Source organism: Luteibacter anthropi, from assembly GCF_023699965.1.
Classification (GTDB): domain Bacteria; phylum Pseudomonadota; class Gammaproteobacteria; order Xanthomonadales; family Rhodanobacteraceae; genus Luteibacter; species Luteibacter anthropi.
In genome coordinates, this window is sequence record NZ_CP077072.1 from 4,517,940 (window position 1) to 4,536,237 (window position 18,298).

Here is an 18,298-nt window from a genome sequence, read left to right on the forward strand (position 1 = left end):
CGCGCGGTGCTTTCTTCCATCTTGATGATCTTGCGATTTGATCGCTTTATTTTGCGATATGCGGGTTATTTTCCCGATTGCGGAGCCCAAAGCGTTTCATGTAGCCTCCGCGAACGCAATATTTTGCGATCTTGAAGTGCTTACTTCATCACGGACGTCGGGAAACGTCCATCCTCGGGGGAGGACGGTCATGGGATCGATACCACGCAAGCTTCTGCGGATTTCCTCGGAGGAAATCCGTGTTGCACGTCGCGGATTTCGCGTGGCGACGCCGCAGGCGCGCCAACGCATCGAGGACATCGGCGCATGCTTCCTGCACGGGTATCACCACGCACTGGACGCTGCGGATACGCCGTCCCTGCTGGAACAACTCGAGGCCATGCCGCCGAAAATGAAGGGGTTTGGCTACGAGGGCGCCGCCATGGCGCTTTACCTCATGGACAGATTGCACATTTTCGGCGGAAACCGGTTTGCGTCCTTTATCGAAAGCCGGGGCGGCGATCACATATACATGGCTTACGTCGGTGCGGGCTGGGCGCACGCCCGGTTGCCATTCGGCCTCGGAGCGGGACTGAATCGGCTCGATCCCCTGTTGCGCTGGCTGGCTCTCGACGGCTACGGGTTTCACCAGGGATTTTTCCACTGGCCTAAAGCCATCGAAACGCCGCGACAGGTACCTGCACGGGTTCGCGGGTATGCGCGCAGGGCATTCGACCAGGGGCTGGGTAGAAGCCTATGGTTTGTCGACGGACAGGACGTCGAGGCACTGGCGTCATCGTTATCGCATTTTCCGGCACACCGGCATGCCGACCTGTGGGCGGGTGCCGGCCTGGCTGCCACCTATGCCGGCGGTGCCGACATGGATGCCCTTGCCTGGTTACGCCAGCGCGCAGGAAGACATGCACCCTGGCTGGCACAAGGCAGCGCATTCGCAGTGAAAGCCCGCGTACGCGCGGGCAACCTCGAACCGCATTCCGAAAGCGCATGTCTTGCGTTGTGTGGCGTGGACGCCACCACCGCATCATCGGTGGTCGAGCAGGCGCAACGCGATCTTCCGCCTGACCGGGTCGACCAGCCGGCCTACGAGACGTGGCGATTGCGTATTCGCGACAAGCTCATGGCCCTGCGGCCCGACCACGCAGGACATCTTGTCGCCTGACCTTGTCTGCGCGGCATCGCCGCGTCCGTCATTGATCGTGATTTCTCTCCCATGGAGATGCACATGGAAATGGAAGGCGATAACACAGCGATGCGGTCCTCCCGGAGCGGCAGCCATGCGGAAGCCGTCAGGCGAACGATCCGGCACATGCGCGTCCGGCTGGACCACAAGGTAGACCTCGACGAACTGGCCGCCGTGGCGTGCATGAGCCCCTGCCACTATCTGCGGGTATTCCGGAGACTGACCGGCATTCCTCCCGCACGTTTCCTGGGCATTCTTCGCCTGGAGCTGGCCAAGGATCTGCTGATCCGCACCGACCTGGCCGTTTTCGACATCGCACTCGATGTCGGCTACACCAGCCTGGGTACGTTCACCAGTCGTTTCGCCCAGCTGGTGGGCATGTCACCGGCCCGCTTTCGCGAAACCTATATCTCGATGATGTCCGGTGCGGCGATGCCGGCCCAGGTGCCGCCGGCGCCAGTGGCCAGAGACTCCGGCGCGACCTACGTGGGGCAGATCGATCACGATGAAGGCGACATCAACCTGTTCGCCGGCGTCTTCGGGTCGCCGATTCCACAAGAAGCACCGCTTGCCTGCGCGATTCTCGCCGGCGGCAGGCATTTTTCATTACCCGTTCCCGAAGGCATCGGTCCTTTCTACATACTGGCCGTGGCTCTCAAGCACGTTCAGCCCGGCGAAGCCTTCGACAACCGCGCCTTGATCGCCGGGGTGGCGGCGTGCGGTCCGCTCAGGCCCACCGATACCTCGATACCGCTGCAGCTGCACCTTCGGCCGGTTGACCTGCTCGACCCACCCATTCTTGTCGCGTTTCCCCTGCTGATGAACCTCCGCATGGCCACATTGCCGGCAACGGCCATGGAAGCCGCCGCACCCCGTCATCCGGCGCCGCTGTCATCGCCCGAGAGCGTCAGGTCATGAAGAAACGTTTGTACGCAAGAGGGTTCGCGACAAAGTCCCTCGCGATGATCCTGGTGACAACATCCTGGCTTCTCGCGCGGCCTGTTGCCTACGACGAGGGACAACGCGCATCGCTGGCGAAACGTTTTGCATTTTCCTCGTTCATTCTGCCCCTTCCGGACAATCATCCGGCAATGCGGGCGCAGCGCGATGTCCATCCCAGTCTTGCGGGCATTTCAGGCTGGATCTCCAGCGTTGGCGCCAGCGTCGCACTGGGCGACTTCGATGGTAACGGCCTGCCCGACGACGCTTGTTATGTCGATCCGCGTACCGACCAGGTCATCGTCGCACCTGCTCCCGGCACGCCCGCACGTTACACGCCGTTTGCGCTGGACGCCCGCCCGCTGAGTTACGACCCGCTGACCATGGCTCCCATGGGCTGCGCCCCGGGAGACATGAACGAAGACGGCCACGTGGACCTTCTCGTATATTACTGGGGGCGAACTCCAGTAGCGTTTCTTGCGCAGCCGGCCACCTCCTTCCCACGACGCCTGGACGCCGGCAGTTACCGCCCCGTCGATATCGTGGCGACGTCCGAGCGCTGGTTCACGAACGCCGCGATGTTTGCCGACATCGATGGCGACGGTCACGCCGACCTGGTGATAGGAAACTACTTTCCCGACGGGGCTCATATCCTGGGCCAACACGCGAATGTCCAGGGCATGCAGGATTCGATGTCGAGGGCCTATAACGGCGGACGAAATCGCGTGCTTCTCTGGGCTTCAGCCCGCAAAGGCAGCGTCCCGGACGTCAGCTATACAGTCACCGAGCCCTTCCCGGCAGAGCATGCCACTGGCTGGACCCTGGCCCTGGCAGCGGCGGATCTCGATGGCGACCTTCTGCCCGAGCTTTATGTGGCCAACGATTTCGGACCAGACACCCTCCTGCACAACCGGTCGACACCCGGCAAGCCGTCGTTCGAACCGGTATTCGGCCAACGACACTTCACCACGCCACGCTCCAAGGTGCTCGGCAGGGACTCATTCAAGGGCATGGGCGCCGATTTCGGCGACCTCGATGGCGATGGCGAACTCGACCTCTTCGTCAGCAATATCGCGCAGGAATACGCGCTGGAAGAGAGTCACTTCGTTTTCATCAATACCGGCCAGAAGGATGCACTTCGTGCCGGCCGTGCGCCCTTTGACGACCGATCCGAATCCCTTGGCATGTCACGGAGCAGCTGGGGATGGGACGCGCGCTTTGGCGATTTCGATAATGACGGAAAGCTGGAGGCATTGCAGGCCGTGGGCTTTCTGAAGGGCGACGTGAACCGCTGGCCGGAACTGCACGAGATCGCCATGGGTAACGATTACCTGCTGCGGTTTCCCACCGCCTGGCATCGTTTCAAGGGCAACGCGGATATCAGTGGTCAGCAACACAATCCCTTTTATGTAAAGGGAGAAGACGCACGTTTTCATGACATCGCCGACCTGATTGGCCTTGGCGAGCCGGGTGTATCACGCGGCATTGCCATCGCAGACGTCAACGGTGACGGACTGCTGGATTTCGCCGTGGCCGGGCAGTGGCAGGACTCGCACTTCTATCTCAATCGCGCCGCGAACACCCCCGGATTCATTGGCCTTCATCTAAGGCTTCCCCTTGAGCCGGCCCCCACCGACGCAAGGCCCGGCCATCCGTCCACCGACCGACCGGACCGGGCTGCCATTGGTGCCCAGGTTCGCATCGTTGCTGGCAACGGGCAGATCCAGACCGCTCAGGTGGATGGCGGAAGCGGCCACAGCGGCAAGCGCAGCCCCGATCTTCATTTCGGACTGGGGCACGATGCGCCGGCTGCCGTTGCCGTGCAGGTCCGCTGGCGCGATCCCGACGGCAACGCACATGAACAACAACTCCAGCTCCGGCCCGGTTGGCATACCGTGACCCTGGGCTGGCCTGGCACAGGAAACCTGGTTGCTGCGAACCCGCAAGGAAATCGCCCATGAATATCGCCAAGACATCCGGCACCCCGGACCTTCGCCTGGTCGCCTTGCAGCGCTTCGCCATCGCCATCACGGCATTGAACGTGCTTGGTCACAGTTTTCTCGGCTTCGAGCAATCCTGGGCCCAGCCGGTCGTAGCACTGGCGTGCGCATATGCCGCGGAACTAGGGCTGGAGGCGTTCGACGCCCGCATGGGTGGACGTCCGGCCAAGTTTCTCGGCGGCCCTGCCCGCCTCATGAACTTCCTGTTGCCGGCCCACATCACGGCGCTGGCCGTAAGCATGCTGCTCTACGCCAACGAGTTGCTGATGCCGGTGGTTTTCGCCACCGTGACGGCGATCGCATCGAAATGGCTATTTCGCGTGCGCATCGGCGAGGGACAGCGGCATGTCATGAACCCTTCGAATATCGGCATCACCATCACGCTGCTGGTCTTTCCTTTCGTTGGCATCGCCCCTCCCTACCAGTTCACGGAAGGCCTGGCCGGCTGGCACGACTGGATACTGCCCGGTGTCATCATCGCTTCCGGCACATTTCTCAATGCCCGGCTTACCCGGCGACTTCCGTTGATCCTTGCGTGGCTTGGCGCGTTCGTCCTTCAAGCCATCCTGCGCAGCGTCCTCCTCGACGCATCGCTACCTGCGGCACTGAACCCGATGACCGGCGTGGCCTTCCTATTGTTCACCTATTACATGCTCACCGACCCCGCCACCACCCCTGTGTCGCGCGGCGGACAAATAGCCTTCGGTGCCGCCGTTGCGGCGAGCTACGGCATGCTGATGGCGTTCCATGTCGTCTTCGGTCTGTTCTTCGCCCTGACGATCGTCTGCCTGTGCAGGGGCATCGGACTCGCGGTGGCATCCCGCAGGGCTGCGGCCGCGCAGCGCAAGCTCCCCGCGCCCGTGCCCAATGCGGTACCCGAAGCGACATGAGCACGCCAGCCATTGCAATCGTCGGCATGGCTTGTCGCTACCCCGGCGCAAATACTCCGGCGCAGCTGTGGGAAAACATACTGGTGCAGCGACGGGCGTTTCGACCCATTCCGCCGGAGAGACTATCCCTTGACGATTATGCGCCGCAAAAAGGTGGCCCTGATACGACCTACGTCCGCTACGCGGGCCTGCTCGAGGGCTATCACTTCGATCGCGCAGGACATCGCATCAGCGCAGCGAGCTATCACGCGGCCGACCTCTGCCACTGGCTGGCGCTGGACGTCGCGCGGGATGCGCTGAACGACGCAGGCTTCGCTGACGCCGCGATATCACGTCGCAGCAACACCGGCGTGCTGGTGGGCAACTCTCTCGCGGGTGAGTTCTCCCGTGCGGGCCAGATGCGCCTTCGGTGGCCCTACGTCCAGCGCCAGATCGATGCCGTGCTCAAGGCGGAGGGCTGGGAGCCCGACCGACGCGCTGCCTTGCTCCACGCACTGGAGCGTGACTACAAGCAGCCGTTTCCCGTACCCAGCGAGGAAAGCCTCGCCGGAGGTCTGTCCAACACCATTGCCGGGCGCATCTGCAATCACTTCGGGCTGCATGGTGGCGGATTTACCGTGGATGGCGCCTGCGCATCGTCCCTTCTGGCCGTGGCGCAAGCCTGCTCGGCCCTGGTGGCGGGCGATCTGGACATGGCCCTCGCAGGAGGCGTCGACCTTTCGCTCGACCCTTTCGAACTGGTGGGTTTTGCGCGGACCGGCGCGCTGGCCATCGACCGGATGCGCATCTACGACGAGCGGCCCACGGGCTTCCTGCCCGGTGAAGGATGCGGCTTCGTAGTGCTCATGCGACATGCCGACGCCATCGCGCAGGGCTGCCACGTTCACGCCGTGATCCGGGGATGGGGCATTTCTTCCGACGGACAAGGCGGACTCACGAGACCGGAATCCAGTGGACAGCAGATGGCCATGGCGCGTGCCTGCGAGCGTGCAGGTATCAACATCGCGGATGTGCCGTATTTCGAAGGCCATGGCACCGGGACGGCGGTGGGCGATGCAGTGGAATTAACCGCGCTTACACAGGCAAAGAAAGGCACGGGCCGGAGGCCCGCCGCGATCGGCTCGATCAAGGCGCTCATCGGCCACACTAAGGCTGCATCCGGCATCGCCGGCCTGATGAAGGCTGCCCTCGCCGTCAGGCATGGCGTGATTCCGCCATCGGCGGGTTGCGAACAACCCCACTCACTGCTGCAGGAGGGTGCTTTGCGCGTGGCCCGCCGGGTCGAGTCCTGGCCCGATGCCCCCCGCATGGCGGGTATCAATTCGCTGGGATTTGGCGGCATCAACGTTCATGTGATCATAGAGGACCCCGCGCCAGCACCGTGCAGGGTGCCTCATCCGCATGACAGGCGCCTGGATTCCACCGCGCAAGATACCGAGTTGTTCGTTCTGGATGCTGACAATACGGACGATGCGGTGCGTCGCCTCCGGGAACTGGCTGCACTGGTCGCAAGGCTGTCGCAGGGTGAATTACCCGACCTGGCTGCATCCCTCGCCACCACCTCGGGCACGCGACCGCTACGTATAGCGATTGTTGCGGCCAATCCCGGTGAGGCAAGCGAGTGTTTCGAGGCGGCCGCACGGCGACTCGAAACGGGGTCCGACATCAAGGGTGTCGAACAGCACGGCAATATCTATATCGGAACGCAGTTACACCCTCCCCGCATAGGATTCCTTTTTCCCGGTCAGGGCTCTCCGTCATGCGTGGACGGAGGCGACTGGTGCCGGCGCTTCCCGGCAGTTGAAGAGGCTTATAACAGTGCGCCCCTTCCCGCAGGCGAGGACCGCGACACCGCCGTGGCGCAACCTGCCATCGTCAAGGCATCGATGGTAGCGCTTCAGGTGCTGGCACGCCTGCGTATCGAAGCAACGATCGCCGTAGGGCACAGCCTGGGAGAAATCTCGGCGCTTGCCTGGGCAGGTTCCCTAAGCGCGGATGCCGCACTCCGGATTGCCCTCACGCGCGGACAGATCATGGGAACGCTTCAGGGCCAGGGTGCCATGGCCAGCGTAAGTCTTTCCGCGAACGACCTCAGGCCGTGGCTCAAGGATACGAGCCTGGAAATCGCTGCGATGAACGCGCCATCGCAAACGGTGCTGAGCGGACACCAGGCAGAGCTGGAACTTCTTCTCGGCAGATTGCGCGAGCAGCGTATTGCCGCCCGCCGCCTGCCTGTCTCGCACGCCTTCCATTCGCGCCACGTCGCGGCAGCCGAAGCGCCGCTGCGGGCATTGCTGTCCGGGGAATCCCCTGCATCTCCTCATCGGGACATCGTTTCAACGGTCACCGGCACACACATTGACGAACACACAAACATCATCGACCTGCTGTGTCACCAGTTGACGGTGCCCGTGCGTTTTCTCGATGCGCTGCAGGAGGCGGACGCATACGTGGATCTATGGATCGAGGCAGGACCAGGAACCACACTGGGGCGCCTGGCTGCGGCGGGCTCCAATAGTCCCGCGTTCTCCGTCGACGCCTGTGGCCAGGGTGTGGCAGGCCTGCTGGGCACGGTAGCTGCCACGTTCGTCGCCGGTGCCCGTCCGGATCTGGAAGTACTTTTCCAGGACAGGATCATTCGCCCTTTTGACTGGCTACCGCGCCAGTTCCTCGCCAATCCCTGCGAGCGGGCGCCCGTAGCGGACACGCTACTGTCCGTCACGACCGGACCCGAGGCCACGGACACGACACACCCTCCCCTGGCACCCACAAGCGACGCAGGAAGCATCACCGGGCACCTGTGCGACCTGCTCGCCCTACGGACCGAATTACCAAGAGCATCCATCACGCCGGACAGCAGGTTGCTCTCGGATCTACATCTGAATTCCATCGTGGCCGGTCAGGTCATCGTCGAAGCGGCGCGCGCCCTCGGCTTGCCCGCGCCGCACTCGCCCATGGATTTTGCCGACGCCCGTCTCATGGACATCGCGGCGGCATTGTCCCTGAGCGGGCCCGCCGGCACCGAATCTCCCGCCCTGCCAGAAGGGCTGGGGCACTGGTTGCGAGGCTTTCGGGTCGAATGGCAGGAGCGACCTCGCCTCCAGCGATCAGGAACCGCGCATTCGACGTCCTCGTGGAACGTGGTCGCACGGCCTGGGGCCTTTGCGACCGCGCTCGCCGAACGGCTGTCTGCCCAGGGAACCGGAACGGGCATCGCGTTATTGCTTGAGCCTTCTCAGGGAGAAGACGAGCAGGACGATCTGTTCGTCGCGGCGGCAGGCCTGCTGGGTGCGGATCGTGAAGCGATGTTCCTTGTGGTGCAGGGCGCACCCGGTGCCGCCGGATTTGCACGATCCGTGCACCTGGAACGTCATGGAACAACCGTGGTGGTGCAGGTGCCGCTCGATCATCCCGAGGCTTTGCAGTGGGTACTCGACGAACTTTCTGCCGCGGCGGGATTCACCGAGGCGAGATATGACCCCACGGGCCGCAGGGAACAGCCGGCATGGCAGTTGGTTGACCTTCCAGAGACTGACAACCTCCCGGACACGCCGGTCACCTGTCTGCCCGCCCCCGACGAAGTGCTGCTGGTGAGCGGCGGTGGTTACGGCATCGGTGCCGAATGTGCGCTGGCGCTGGCGCTGCGCACGGGTTGCGCGCTGGCGCTACTGGGAAGGAGCCGGCCGGGTGCGAGCGACGAACTGGATCGGCACCTTGCGCGCCTGGATGCCCACGGCGTGCGTTGGCGCTACTACGTCGCCGATGTCACCGACGCCCAGGCCGTGGCTTCGGCTGTTAGCCGGGCCCGTCACGAACTGGGACCGGTTGCGGGCATCCTGCATGCCGCCGGCATCAACCAGCCCCGGCTTGTCCAGCAGGTAGACGCCGCGTCGCTTCGCGGCACGCTGTCGCCCAAGCTCCACGGCATGCACCATCTCATAGCCGCCTGCGAAGGGAGTGTGCCACCCCGCCTGCTCATCGCTTTCGGCTCGATCATTGCCCGCATCGGCCTTGCCGGCCAGGCCGAATATGCCCTGGCCAACGAACGAATGGCGTATGCCATCGAGCGCCTGGCAGAGCAGCTTCCTGAATGCCGGTGCCTCAATATCGAGTGGTCAGTCTGGTCAGGTACTGGAATGGGCGAGCGTCTCGGCGCGCTTGATTCACTCATTCGCCAAGGCATCGTTCCCATCGCGCCCCGCGAAGGTATCGCCATGCTGGAAACCATTCTCGGGACAATGCATGGCCCGGTATCCGTCGTGGCGTGCAGTCGCTTCGGCATGCCTTCCACGATCCGCTTCGCGAGGGATGAACTGCCCTTCCATCGTTTCATCGAACGAGTGAATCTTCATATACCCGGCGTGGAACTGATCGCTGACGCGGAGCTATCGGTGGACAGCGACCCCTATCTCGCACAGCACGCCTATGCTGGCGAGCAACTCCTGCCCGCTGTTGTCGGCCTGGAAGCCATGGCACAAGCCGCGCTGGCGCTGGATCGACGCACCGGCGCCAGGAGCCGGCACCGGTTCGACGATGTGAGCTTCCCCCGTCCAATCTCTATCCCTGCAACAGGTTTTACAACCTTGCGTATCGTGGCGCTGCGCAGGCCGTCAGGTATCGTGGATATCGCCCTTCGCAGTTCCCATACGGGGTTTCAGGTCGATCATTTCCGGGGATCGTGGCTTCCTTGCGACGAGGCCGATGCATGCCTGCCCGGTGTACGGGTAATGTTTGACCAGGCGCCCCTTGCGATCGAACCCCGCACGGATATCTATGGCCCATTGTTGCCGCACGGCGCGAGCTTTCAGCGATTGCAGACATACCGGCAGCTCAGCGCCGAAGCCTGCATCGCAGACATTGCATCCGGCAACACCCGCGAGTGGTTCCGCCGCGACCTTCCCGACACGCTCCTGCTGGGTGATCCGGCCATGCGGGATGCCGCCATCCACGCATTGCAGGCCTGCATACCCCATCACACGGTACTTCCCGTTGCGATAGACCGCATGGATATTCGTTCCGTCCGGCAAGGACCGCGGCAGATAAAGGCGCGAGAACGTGCACGTGAAGGAAAAACGCTCATATACGACCTCGAATTGCGTGATGCCAGCGGCGATCTGGCAGAAAGATGGACGGGGCTCAGGCTGCGGATGGTGAAGGAGCAGGCCGCCCCCCAGCACTGGCCGTTACCGCTTCTAGGGCCCTACCTCGAACGACGCGCCATGGATCTGCTTCCCGGACCTTCCATGCATATGGGCATGGAATTGGGGCGCCGGGGAGATGCCCACCGGCTATCCGCCGCGATGCTCGATGGCCTTGCGAGCATCACCCGTCACCCGGACGGGAGGCCGCTCGCGGACAAGGGCTATGGCCTGTCCCACGCCTATACCGGCGGGCTGATGCTGGCAGTCACCGGTCGGCGCCCCCTTGGCTGCGATCTCGAAACCGTAGCACCGCGCACTCGCGACATCTGGCACGATCTGTTGGGTGCTACACGCCTGGCACTTGCAGAACAGGTCGGATCCGCGCTGGACGAAGATCTGGACACGGCTGCAACGCGCGTCTGGACTGCGATGGAAAGCATGAAAAAAGCAGGACTTCCGACGTCGGCACCCATCACCATCGATCCCACGCATCACGACGGATGGTTGATTCTCCGCTCAGGCACGTTCGCTATCGCAGGCACGGTACTGGCCGTGCAATCCAGCGAGCGCCACGTCGCCATCGCCATCGCCACGGAATTGCAAGCATGATGCCGGCATCGGATGCACCTGCTTTCGAGATGTTCCATACCGTCGGTTTTGCGGAGACCAACCTGGTCGGCAATGTGTACTTCACGCGGCATCTCGAATGGCAGGGCCGCTGCCGGGAAATGTTCCTGCACGAGCACTGCCCGACGATCCTGGCCTCGCTTCGAGACGACCTGGCCCTGGTAACGCTCCATTGCAGCTGTGACTATGTCATGGAGTTTTCAGCATTCGATCGCGTGCTGCTTCGGATGCGTCTGGATGACCTGGCTCACAATCGCATTGGCCTCGCATTCGATTATTACCGATGCGGAGCCGACGGCCGTCGTGCCCATGCGGCTCGCGGACGTCAGGTGCTTGCCTCGATGCGCCGACAGGACGGCGAGCTTCGACCCACCCCCGTGCCCGAGGCGCTGCTGCAGGCTCTCGGGCCGTACCGCGTCAGCCATCCGACCTGAGGTCCGATAACCGGTTGCCCGTGCTGGCATAGCCACGTAATCTCGACCGCTCCCGGTATGCGATAAGGGTGACGAGCATGACATGGAAACCCCAGGGCTATCCCTCGATGAGCCCTTATCTGATCTGCGCGGACGGGCATGCGCTGATTGCCTTTATCGAACAGGCTTTTGGTGGTGTATTGCTTCGCTGCTACAACCGACCCGATGGTTCATTGATGCATGCGGAAGTCAGGATCGACGACAGCGTGGTGATGGTGGGTGGTGCCGCGACCGATGCGAATACGTATGTCCCGCATATCCATCTCTATGTGCCCGATGCACGTGCCACATTCCAGCGTGCCGTCGCTGCCGGCGCCACCGTCGTCCAGGACATGCAACGCAAAGAGGCAGACGACGACCTCCGTGGAGGCGTCCAGGACTTCTCCGGCACGACCTGGTGGATCGCTTCACAGTAAATTCCTGCGCATGCGTACCGGAGACCCCCTATCCGGCACACCTGTCCGGCGTGCCGAATATTCGCGGCATTTTCGGTAAGCCGATACCCGGCAACCTGTGCGCAAAAACAGAATGAAAACCCCGTCATTCTTGTTCGCACCCTGCACGCGTGTTACTGCTTTATAGCAGGACTATTCGTGCAACGCCGATCCATCCAGGATGCGTAGACCCCAGGGACCGCAGCGCACGCAAGCGTAATGGATGACGTGCTGGAAGGGCCCGGCATTCCCGCCGGATCGTTCAATCAGGGGCAGGTATCAGGGTATGAATATCCGTATTGTCACAGCGACCATGGCGTCGCTGGTCGTCGTTGCGTCCGTCATCGGAATACGAAGCCAGGCGATCGCCCAGCCACTGGACGAACGTGCGGTGGATGCGGCCAGCAACGCCATTACCATCAATAGCGTGGTGCCCAACGAACTCAATCCGCAGAATGGCGGTGCACCAAGGGCCACGATGTCGCAAGCCGCCTATTTTGCGTGGCAGGAATTCATTGCACTCAACTGGCCCGCGGTAAAGCAGAACGGTGGCCTGAACCAGCGTGACACACCCGATACCAACTGTCGTTTCGGCGACCCTCGATGCGCCGGCCCGCGCGTGTGGGAAACCTTCCGAAGCAAGGTCGAGATCTTCCCCGGAAAGGGCCTTCCTCCAGGCTATACCACGTCACCCAGCGCCTCTTTCGGCTACGACACACTCCCCAGCTACAACTACGACAACCCCGTGCCGGCGTGCATGTCTCCGTCCACGTCGACTGCATGGGTCAATCTGGACGAAACCGACCAGATCACGCTCGACGACATGTATGCGGGTGCCGCCCCCCAGCAAGTACCCGGCAACTCGTCACCGCAGTTGATCCGCTTCACGGCCAAGGCCAATCGTACGGAGTACACCTACGTTGCCCTCAATAAGTGGTGGCAGGCCATACCGGCCAGTGTTGCCAACGCCACGCAGAATTACCTCACCACGAACAAGAGCAGCCCGCCACCTGGCAGCAGCTCAATGGTCAGCCTGCCGCTCAACACCGTGGAACTGAAGGCGGGATGGCGCGAACTGACGGCAGCAGAGCAGGCTTCCGGGCGCTTTCACATGACCACAGTGCGTTCGTACGAAAAGAACGCAAGCCAGCAGACCTGTTACCGGGAAGCCACCTGGGGTCTCGTGGCACTGCACATCATCCAGAAGACACGTTCAGCGCCCTACTTCATCTACGCCACCTTCGAGCAGGCCGACAACATCCTTCGTCCTGATGGTCGTCCGCTAGAGGATGAGAACGGCGCCATCATCAATCAGCCCCAGCCCTGCCCGGTGGGCCAGAACTGCGCCACGTCGCCGCAAGTCACTCTATTGGACAGTTCGGTGGTCAACGCCAACCAGGTGCCGCCAAGGGTCGACCTGGTGCCGGCATCCGCGCAGTACTGCACTGGCTCCGTGCGCAATCCTCCCAGGAACCAGCTCTACTACCAGAATGCGCAGGACAAACCCGGGCTGCCGTCGAAGGGGTTCATCTGCATCAATTATCGCGACAACCTGATTCCCCTTGCGGTTATCCAGGCCAACCGGAGCGCCCACGCGGCGATGGCCACGTATAACCAGCAGAACGGCCTGAAGACCTCGCCATGGTCGTACTACAAGCTGGTCAACGTGCAGTACCAGGCCATCGACAAGAACTACGCGGGTGTCTACAAGGGCAATGACCCCAACAGCGGCGCCAACCCTGCCAGCTATCACCTGGCGAATATCGTGGTGGAGACCAATCGCCCATTGCAGCTATTCAGCGGCGGCCTCGTCGGCTCCGGCTTCACTGGGGTGAACAGCGATTACGAGGCACAGTTCAGCCGTGGCGGTACAGGTATCCATCGTAACGTGTACTACGGCGGTGCCGGCTACAACATGGGCGGCTGCATGGGCTGCCATGGCAGCCAGGGACAGCACGCCTCGGGCGACTTCAGCGTGATTCTCGCCAATGGTGCCGTACACCAGCCGGAAACCCCCAGTGCCGCCAGCCCGCAGGGCGCCACCGAAGTCGTGAGAAACCGCAAGCTCAAGTAGCCCCCGCCGTCGCCGGGGTCGCCTTTGCGGAGCTCCGGTACGTCTCGTCAATGCATAGCCAATAAGGAGCCATTGCCATGACCAACCTCCGCGAACAGCTGGCCGGCCACGCCAAGGCCGTCACTGCAACCGTCAGCTTTGCCAGGGACATCGCCCCCCTGTTCAATGCCACCGACATTGCCCATATGAAGCAGGTGACCCATGGAAGCCTCGACCTGAGCAACTACGGCAACGTAAAGATCTGGGCGCAGCAGATCTACTCCAGGGTCAGCAGCGGTGACATGCCCCCTGCGCCCGCTCCTGCGTGGCCGCCATCTAACGTGCAACTGTTTGCTGCATGGATTGCACAGGGAACGCCTCCCTGATTTCGATCTGACATCAGGCTTGCTTTGCTACAGGAAGGATGCGCCGGATCACGACACGATGATCCGGCGCACGAACATCGCGAGCGTGGTCAGGAAGACGTGTAACGAGGTTCGTCATACAGCCCCAGTTCGCTGAGCCCTGGCTGGTGTCCCTGCATCCATAGACGCACCCGCTGCGCAGACGTCTGCTGCAACTCGAGGAACTGCCACGATGCGGGCGTACCGCCGCTGGCGATGTCCGCCCATGTGCCGTCACGCCAGATCTGGAGCTTATAGGCGGTGATGCGACTCGCGCTACCGTAATCCTTGTCGTCACGGGGTTCCACGATGGACACCGTATTGAACGACACCGGTGCGTCGAACCGCACCTCGATCCAGGCATCGTCCTTGCCCTTGTCGGCCAGCCAGTAGGTGCGTGAGTTGTCGTCGAAGGCGAGATCGGGCCCCACGGCCTCGTCGCTGGCACTGGCCCATGCCGGCCGACCTGCAGCGAGATCGGGCGTTGTGATGGTGACCTGGCGCTCGATGCGGGACACAGGACCGGACGGCTTCCACAAACGCCCTATCTCGGCCAGGCGCGCCACCGCGTTGTCGTCGAAACGGCCGTCACGATTGGGGGCAACGTTGAGAATGAGATTGCAATGGTTCTCATTGAAAGGCTTGAGCCAGTCCTCCACGATGGTCCTTGCGGACGCAAGTTCTGCCGTGGGGTATGACGTTTTCCAGAACCAGTCGCTCTGCAAGGTGGTGCCGGATTGAGATGGCACCGGACTGTCGGCGGGGATCTTCTGGCCCGCATGCTGCTCGTACTGCTTGATGTCGGTGTAGTAGAGCGCCGGGCCAGGGTAGCTACCCGCGTTGTGGTCGGTAAGCAGGCAGTCCGGCTGCAACGACTTCACCAGATCGTAGATTTCCCGGTATGGCAGTTCGGCATAGGAGATACGCGACCAGGACGCATTCCATCCATCCAGGATCAGTGCGGTCAATGGACCATAATGCGTCAGGAGCTCGGTGATCTGCGCCTTGATCAGCGCGATCTTTTCCGGAGTAACGGTGCGCGCACGGATATCCTGCCGGAGATCCAGGATCGAAAAGTACAGGCAGACCTTGAGGCCCGCCTTGCGAAACGCATCCACATAGGCCCGCACCACATCGTGCGGATAGGACGACTGCATGACGTTGGCACTACCGGTCTTCGTCGGCCACAGGCAGAAGCCGTCGTGATGCTTCGTGGTAAGGCAGCCATAGCCCATGCCCGCGGAACGCGCAGCTGCCGCCCATTGTGCCGGATCGAGATGCCTCGGGTTGAACAAGGCAGGTGACAGCACGGGATCACCCCACTCGCGCTGCTCGAACGTTGCCATGTTGAGATGGATGAACATGCCGAAGCGAAGATCCAGGAAGGCCTGTTGCAGGTCGCGCAACCGCGATGGCTCCACCGCCACGCCACGCGCCGTCTTCGGCGCCAGGGCAAAGGCCTTCTGCACCGGCCACAAGCTACTTCCCACGGCGCCCGCAAGCGCCAGCGTCTTCGCAAACTCACGTCGATTCATCATCGCCCCCGGTGGTGACATGGAAGTCCGGATGATTACCGTATTTCCAACCGGGGACACAAGCGATCCAGCAGCTGGATACTGAAACGTCGAAGTTATTTGCGCACCATGCCCCCGGGGCCACACGACTGACCGGATGCCGCACAACAGTTGTCGGTCAGGAATCCCACCAGACGATCCACCGTTTCCAGTACGGGGCTGTAGTAAATGAAACGCCCCGCCTGGCGACTCGCCACCAGACCGGCATTGAGCAGCTCCTTCAGGTGAAACGAGAGCGTGGCAGGAGCTACGCCCAGCGTTTCGCCAATGACACCCACGGCCAGTCCCTCCGGCGCGTGCTCGACAAGCAGGCGGAAGATAGCAAGGCGGCTCTCCTGGGCCAGGGCGGCAAACGCCCTGATGGCATCGGGAGCGGTCAGATGAGTTGCATGGGGCTTGGGCTTCATAGGGCCCAAGCCTAGCAAAGTTGCCCTATTCATTTCCATGTTTCTATAATTATCGAATCATTGAAACGTGGAACATCCATGGCCAGCGATACCCCGCACCTGACCCACGACCTGCCCGCCCCACTCCACGATCATCTCGCTCCGGCAGAGGATTCCGGGCATGCGCCGCGAATCCTCCTTCTCTACGGTTCGCTGCGGCCACAATCCTTCAGCCGGAAACTCGCCCTGGAAGCAGAACGCATCCTGCGTCACCTGGGCGCCGAGACGCGCGGATTCGATCCAGCCGGCCTGCCGATGCTGGACAGCGTGGGGCCGGAGCATCCCAGGGTGCAGGAGCTACGGGCCCTGTCGCTATGGTCGGAGGGACAGGTCTGGGTCAGCCCCGAGCGCCATGGCACGATCACGGGCGTGTTCAAGAACCAGATCGACTGGCTCCCCCTGGAAGAAGGCAGCGTACGCCCGACCCAGGGCCGCACCCTCGCGGTGTTGCAGGTCTGCGGTGGCTCGCAGTCGTTCAACGTGGTGAACACCTTGCGCGTGCTCGGGCGATGGATGCGGATGGTCACCATACCGAACCAGTCTTCGGTACCGAAAGCGTGGCAGGAATTCGACAGCCACGGCCGGATGAAACCCTCGGCCTACTACGATCGCGTCGTAGACGTGATGGAAGAGCTGATGAAGTTCACGTGGCTGGTGCGAGGCCGCTCCGACTATCTCGTGGATCGTTACAGCGAGCGCAAGGGCGCGGCCGAGGCACGCGCTCTTGCCGAGGCCGCAGCCGTTGTCGAAACGACGGTATCCCACGCCAGTGGAGCAGCATCATGAGTCTGCACGCAACGATCTATCACAACCCTGCCTGCGGCACCTCGCGCAACACGCTTGCCTTGCTGCGTCACCTGGGTATCGAGACCGTCATCCTCGAATACCTGATAACGCCACCGGACCGGGAAACATTAACCGGACTGATCATCGCCGCAGGCCTGACGGTGCGGCAGGCCGTACGCGAACAAGGAACACCCTTCGCGAAACTGGGACTCGACCGTCCCGATGTCGATGATGAGCAGCTTCTCGACGCCATGCAGCTCCACCCCATCCTCATCAACCGCCCTTTCGTGGTTACCGAGCAGGGAACGCGGCTATGCCGTCCGTCGGAGGTCGTGCTTGAAATCACACCTCCGCTGACCACCCCTTTCATCAAGGAAGACGGCCAGGTGATTCAGCCAGGCTGACACCTGGCCAGACAGGGCTTGCAGGGGATCGAGCCTCCCGCCTGCAGGTCGCTTGACAGTCAGTGTGTATCGTACACACAATGAACTCTGCAGATCTGGTAAGACTGTTGAGGGCCCACGGCTTTTGCCTGGTGAGCATCCGGGGTAGCCATCACAAGCTACAGAATGCCTCCGGCGTGACGGTGATTGCCCCTCACCCCAGAAAAGACCTCGGAAAGGGGCTCGTCGCCGCTATCAAAAAGCAGGCCGGCATCGCCTGACGTTTTCCCGATAAGGGTATGGAGCCAAGCATCATGCGTTACCCCATAGCAATCGAACCGGGCACGGATGGTTCTGCCTACGGCGTGATCGTGCCCGACCTTCCGGGCTGCTTCAGTGCAGGCAATACGCTCGATGAAGCGGTGGCCAACGCGGAAGAAGCCATTCTTCTGTTCCTTGAAGATGCCATCGAGGAAGGAACCATGCCCCCTGCGGCTTCCACACTTGAAGCACTGCGTTCCCGGGCAGACTTTTCCGGCTGGACATGGGCGCTCGCAAACGTCGATCTGGCGAAGCTGAGCACGAAGGCCGTGCGCGTCAACATAACCGTGCCGGATCGCCTGCTCACTGCCATCGATAGCTACGCCGAACGTCACGGCGAGACGCGCTCGGGGTTCCTCACTCGTGCGGCCATGGAAGCCATGAGAGCGGCCTGACGCATCGTCATGCCATAGCGACCTGAAAAGGCGGCTCCATATATCCGTCGCCGGTGTCCTCTGCTGCCCGCAACAAGCCATCTTCATTACAACGTTGCCGTCATGTTGCAACGCAGCTTGCTTGTGCCCAGGCGCCCCGTAACTATTATCTTAAAATACTACAAATGGGGCAGACGGCAGGTTCCGTCGGGTAGGGGCACAGGTCGATTCGCGGGGATCGTTACATTCGTAACGTTTCATGGGGGCGACAGA

15 protein-coding genes are annotated in these 18,298 nt (G+C 62.3%); 13 read left to right on the forward strand and 2 right to left on the reverse strand.

Annotation, left to right across the window (positions count from 1 at the left end):
• Positions 1-190 precede the first annotated feature (190 nt).
• The 9 genes from KR767_RS19065 to KR767_RS19105 all read left to right on the forward strand — a co-directional run bounded on the left by KR767_RS19065 (position 191) and on the right by KR767_RS19105 (position 14,123).
• The gene (locus tag KR767_RS19065) at positions 191-1,159 is read left to right on the forward strand and encodes a DUF1702 family protein (protein ID WP_166949174.1); all 969 of its coding nucleotides are present in this window, start codon (positions 191-193) and stop codon (positions 1,157-1,159) included.
• A 147-nt stretch (positions 1,160-1,306) separates the two neighbouring features.
• Positions 1,307-2,098, forward strand: a complete 792-nt coding sequence (locus KR767_RS19070) for a helix-turn-helix transcriptional regulator (protein WP_250877444.1) — start codon at positions 1,307-1,309, stop codon at positions 2,096-2,098.
• Positions 2,095-4,080 carry a CRTAC1 family protein gene (locus KR767_RS19075; protein ID WP_250877445.1) on the forward strand — a complete coding sequence of 662 codons (1,986 nt, stop codon included), beginning with the start codon at positions 2,095-2,097 and terminating at the stop codon, positions 4,078-4,080. Before KR767_RS19070 ends, KR767_RS19075 begins: the two co-directional genes overlap by 4 nt.
• Positions 4,077-5,009 (forward strand): hypothetical protein, encoded by a 933-nt coding sequence (locus KR767_RS19080; RefSeq protein WP_250877446.1) that lies wholly within the window; start codon positions 4,077-4,079, stop codon positions 5,007-5,009. Before KR767_RS19075 ends, KR767_RS19080 begins: the two co-directional genes overlap by 4 nt.
• Positions 5,006-10,759 (forward strand): type I polyketide synthase, encoded by a 5,754-nt coding sequence (locus tag KR767_RS19085; RefSeq protein WP_250877447.1) that lies wholly within the window; start codon positions 5,006-5,008, stop codon positions 10,757-10,759. Before KR767_RS19080 ends, KR767_RS19085 begins: the two co-directional genes overlap by 4 nt.
• Positions 10,756-11,211, forward strand: a complete 456-nt coding sequence (locus KR767_RS19090) for an acyl-CoA thioesterase (RefSeq protein ID WP_208392564.1) — start codon at positions 10,756-10,758, stop codon at positions 11,209-11,211. Before KR767_RS19085 ends, KR767_RS19090 begins: the two co-directional genes overlap by 4 nt.
• A 77-nt stretch (positions 11,212-11,288) precedes the next feature.
• Positions 11,289-11,666 carry a VOC family protein gene (locus KR767_RS19095; protein WP_250877448.1) on the forward strand — a complete coding sequence of 126 codons (378 nt, stop codon included), beginning with the start codon at positions 11,289-11,291 and terminating at the stop codon, positions 11,664-11,666.
• Positions 11,667-11,970: 304 nt separating this feature from the next.
• The gene (locus KR767_RS19100; RefSeq protein ID WP_166949162.1) at positions 11,971-13,758 is read left to right on the forward strand and encodes a hypothetical protein; all 1,788 of its coding nucleotides are present in this window, start codon (positions 11,971-11,973) and stop codon (positions 13,756-13,758) included.
• Positions 13,759-13,835: 77 nt separating this feature from the next.
• Positions 13,836-14,123, forward strand: a complete 288-nt coding sequence (locus tag KR767_RS19105; protein ID WP_250877449.1) for a hypothetical protein — start codon at positions 13,836-13,838, stop codon at positions 14,121-14,123.
• Between the two features lie 89 nt (positions 14,124-14,212).
• Here the strand turns inward: KR767_RS19105 and KR767_RS19110 are convergent, their stop codons facing one another.
• Both KR767_RS19110 and KR767_RS19115 read right to left on the reverse strand, forming a co-directional pair.
• The gene (locus KR767_RS19110) at positions 14,213-15,679 is read right to left on the reverse strand and encodes an alpha-L-fucosidase (RefSeq protein WP_250877450.1); all 1,467 of its coding nucleotides are present in this window, start codon (positions 15,677-15,679) and stop codon (positions 14,213-14,215) included.
• A 92-nt stretch (positions 15,680-15,771) separates the two neighbouring features.
• On the reverse strand, positions 15,772-16,122 hold the full coding sequence (locus tag KR767_RS19115; RefSeq protein WP_166949158.1) for an ArsR/SmtB family transcription factor: 351 nt from the start codon (positions 16,120-16,122) through the stop codon (positions 15,772-15,774).
• Between the two features lie 78 nt (positions 16,123-16,200).
• On the opposite strand from KR767_RS19115, the gene arsH reads away from it, so the two are divergent.
• The 4 genes from arsH to KR767_RS19135 all read left to right on the forward strand — a co-directional run bounded on the left by arsH (position 16,201) and on the right by KR767_RS19135 (position 18,046).
• A complete protein-coding gene (gene arsH, locus KR767_RS19120) occupies positions 16,201-16,947 on the forward strand; it encodes an arsenical resistance protein ArsH (protein ID WP_250877451.1) in 747 nt (248 codons plus the stop codon).
• Between the two features lie 2 nt (positions 16,948-16,949).
• Positions 16,950-17,351, forward strand: coding sequence for an arsenate reductase (glutaredoxin) (gene arsC / locus KR767_RS19125; protein ID WP_345779906.1), 402 nt, complete (start codon positions 16,950-16,952; stop codon positions 17,349-17,351).
• 80 nt (positions 17,352-17,431) lie between these two features.
• Complete coding sequence (locus KR767_RS19130) at positions 17,432-17,611, forward strand: type II toxin-antitoxin system HicA family toxin (protein WP_250877453.1); 180 nt, start codon at positions 17,432-17,434, stop codon at positions 17,609-17,611.
• A 33-nt stretch (positions 17,612-17,644) separates the two neighbouring features.
• Entirely contained in the window at positions 17,645-18,046 is a 402-nt protein-coding gene (locus KR767_RS19135) for a type II toxin-antitoxin system HicB family antitoxin (protein ID WP_166949152.1), read from the forward strand.
• The last annotated feature ends 252 nt before the right edge of the window (positions 18,047-18,298 follow it).

What these genes read in the sequence shown, in the direction of transcription:
- KR767_RS19065 (WP_166949174.1), top strand. Translation starts at nt 191, where the DNA reads ATGGGATCGATACCACGCAAGCTTCTGCGGATTTCCTCGGAGGAAATC.
- KR767_RS19070 (WP_250877444.1), top strand. Translation starts at nt 1,307, where the DNA reads ATGCGCGTCCGGCTGGACCACAAGGTAGACCTCGACGAACTGGCCGCC.
- KR767_RS19075 (WP_250877445.1), top strand. Translation starts at nt 2,095, where the DNA reads ATGAAGAAACGTTTGTACGCAAGAGGGTTCGCGACAAAGTCCCTCGCG.
- KR767_RS19080 (WP_250877446.1), top strand. Translation starts at nt 4,077, where the DNA reads ATGAATATCGCCAAGACATCCGGCACCCCGGACCTTCGCCTGGTCGCC.
- KR767_RS19085 (WP_250877447.1), top strand. Translation starts at nt 5,006, where the DNA reads ATGAGCACGCCAGCCATTGCAATCGTCGGCATGGCTTGTCGCTACCCC.
- KR767_RS19090 (WP_208392564.1), top strand. Translation starts at nt 10,756, where the DNA reads ATGATGCCGGCATCGGATGCACCTGCTTTCGAGATGTTCCATACCGTC.
- KR767_RS19095 (WP_250877448.1), top strand. Translation starts at nt 11,289, where the DNA reads ATGACATGGAAACCCCAGGGCTATCCCTCGATGAGCCCTTATCTGATC.
- KR767_RS19100 (WP_166949162.1), top strand. Translation starts at nt 11,971, where the DNA reads ATGAATATCCGTATTGTCACAGCGACCATGGCGTCGCTGGTCGTCGTT.
- KR767_RS19105 (WP_250877449.1), top strand. Translation starts at nt 13,836, where the DNA reads ATGACCAACCTCCGCGAACAGCTGGCCGGCCACGCCAAGGCCGTCACT.
- KR767_RS19110 (WP_250877450.1), bottom strand. Translation starts at nt 15,679, where the DNA reads ATGATGAATCGACGTGAGTTTGCGAAGACGCTGGCGCTTGCGGGCGCC.
- KR767_RS19115 (WP_166949158.1), bottom strand. Translation starts at nt 16,122, where the DNA reads ATGAAGCCCAAGCCCCATGCAACTCATCTGACCGCTCCCGATGCCATC.
- arsH (WP_250877451.1), top strand. Translation starts at nt 16,201, where the DNA reads ATGGCCAGCGATACCCCGCACCTGACCCACGACCTGCCCGCCCCACTC.
- KR767_RS19130 (WP_250877453.1), top strand. Translation starts at nt 17,432, where the DNA reads ATGAACTCTGCAGATCTGGTAAGACTGTTGAGGGCCCACGGCTTTTGC.
- KR767_RS19135 (WP_166949152.1), top strand. Translation starts at nt 17,645, where the DNA reads ATGCGTTACCCCATAGCAATCGAACCGGGCACGGATGGTTCTGCCTAC.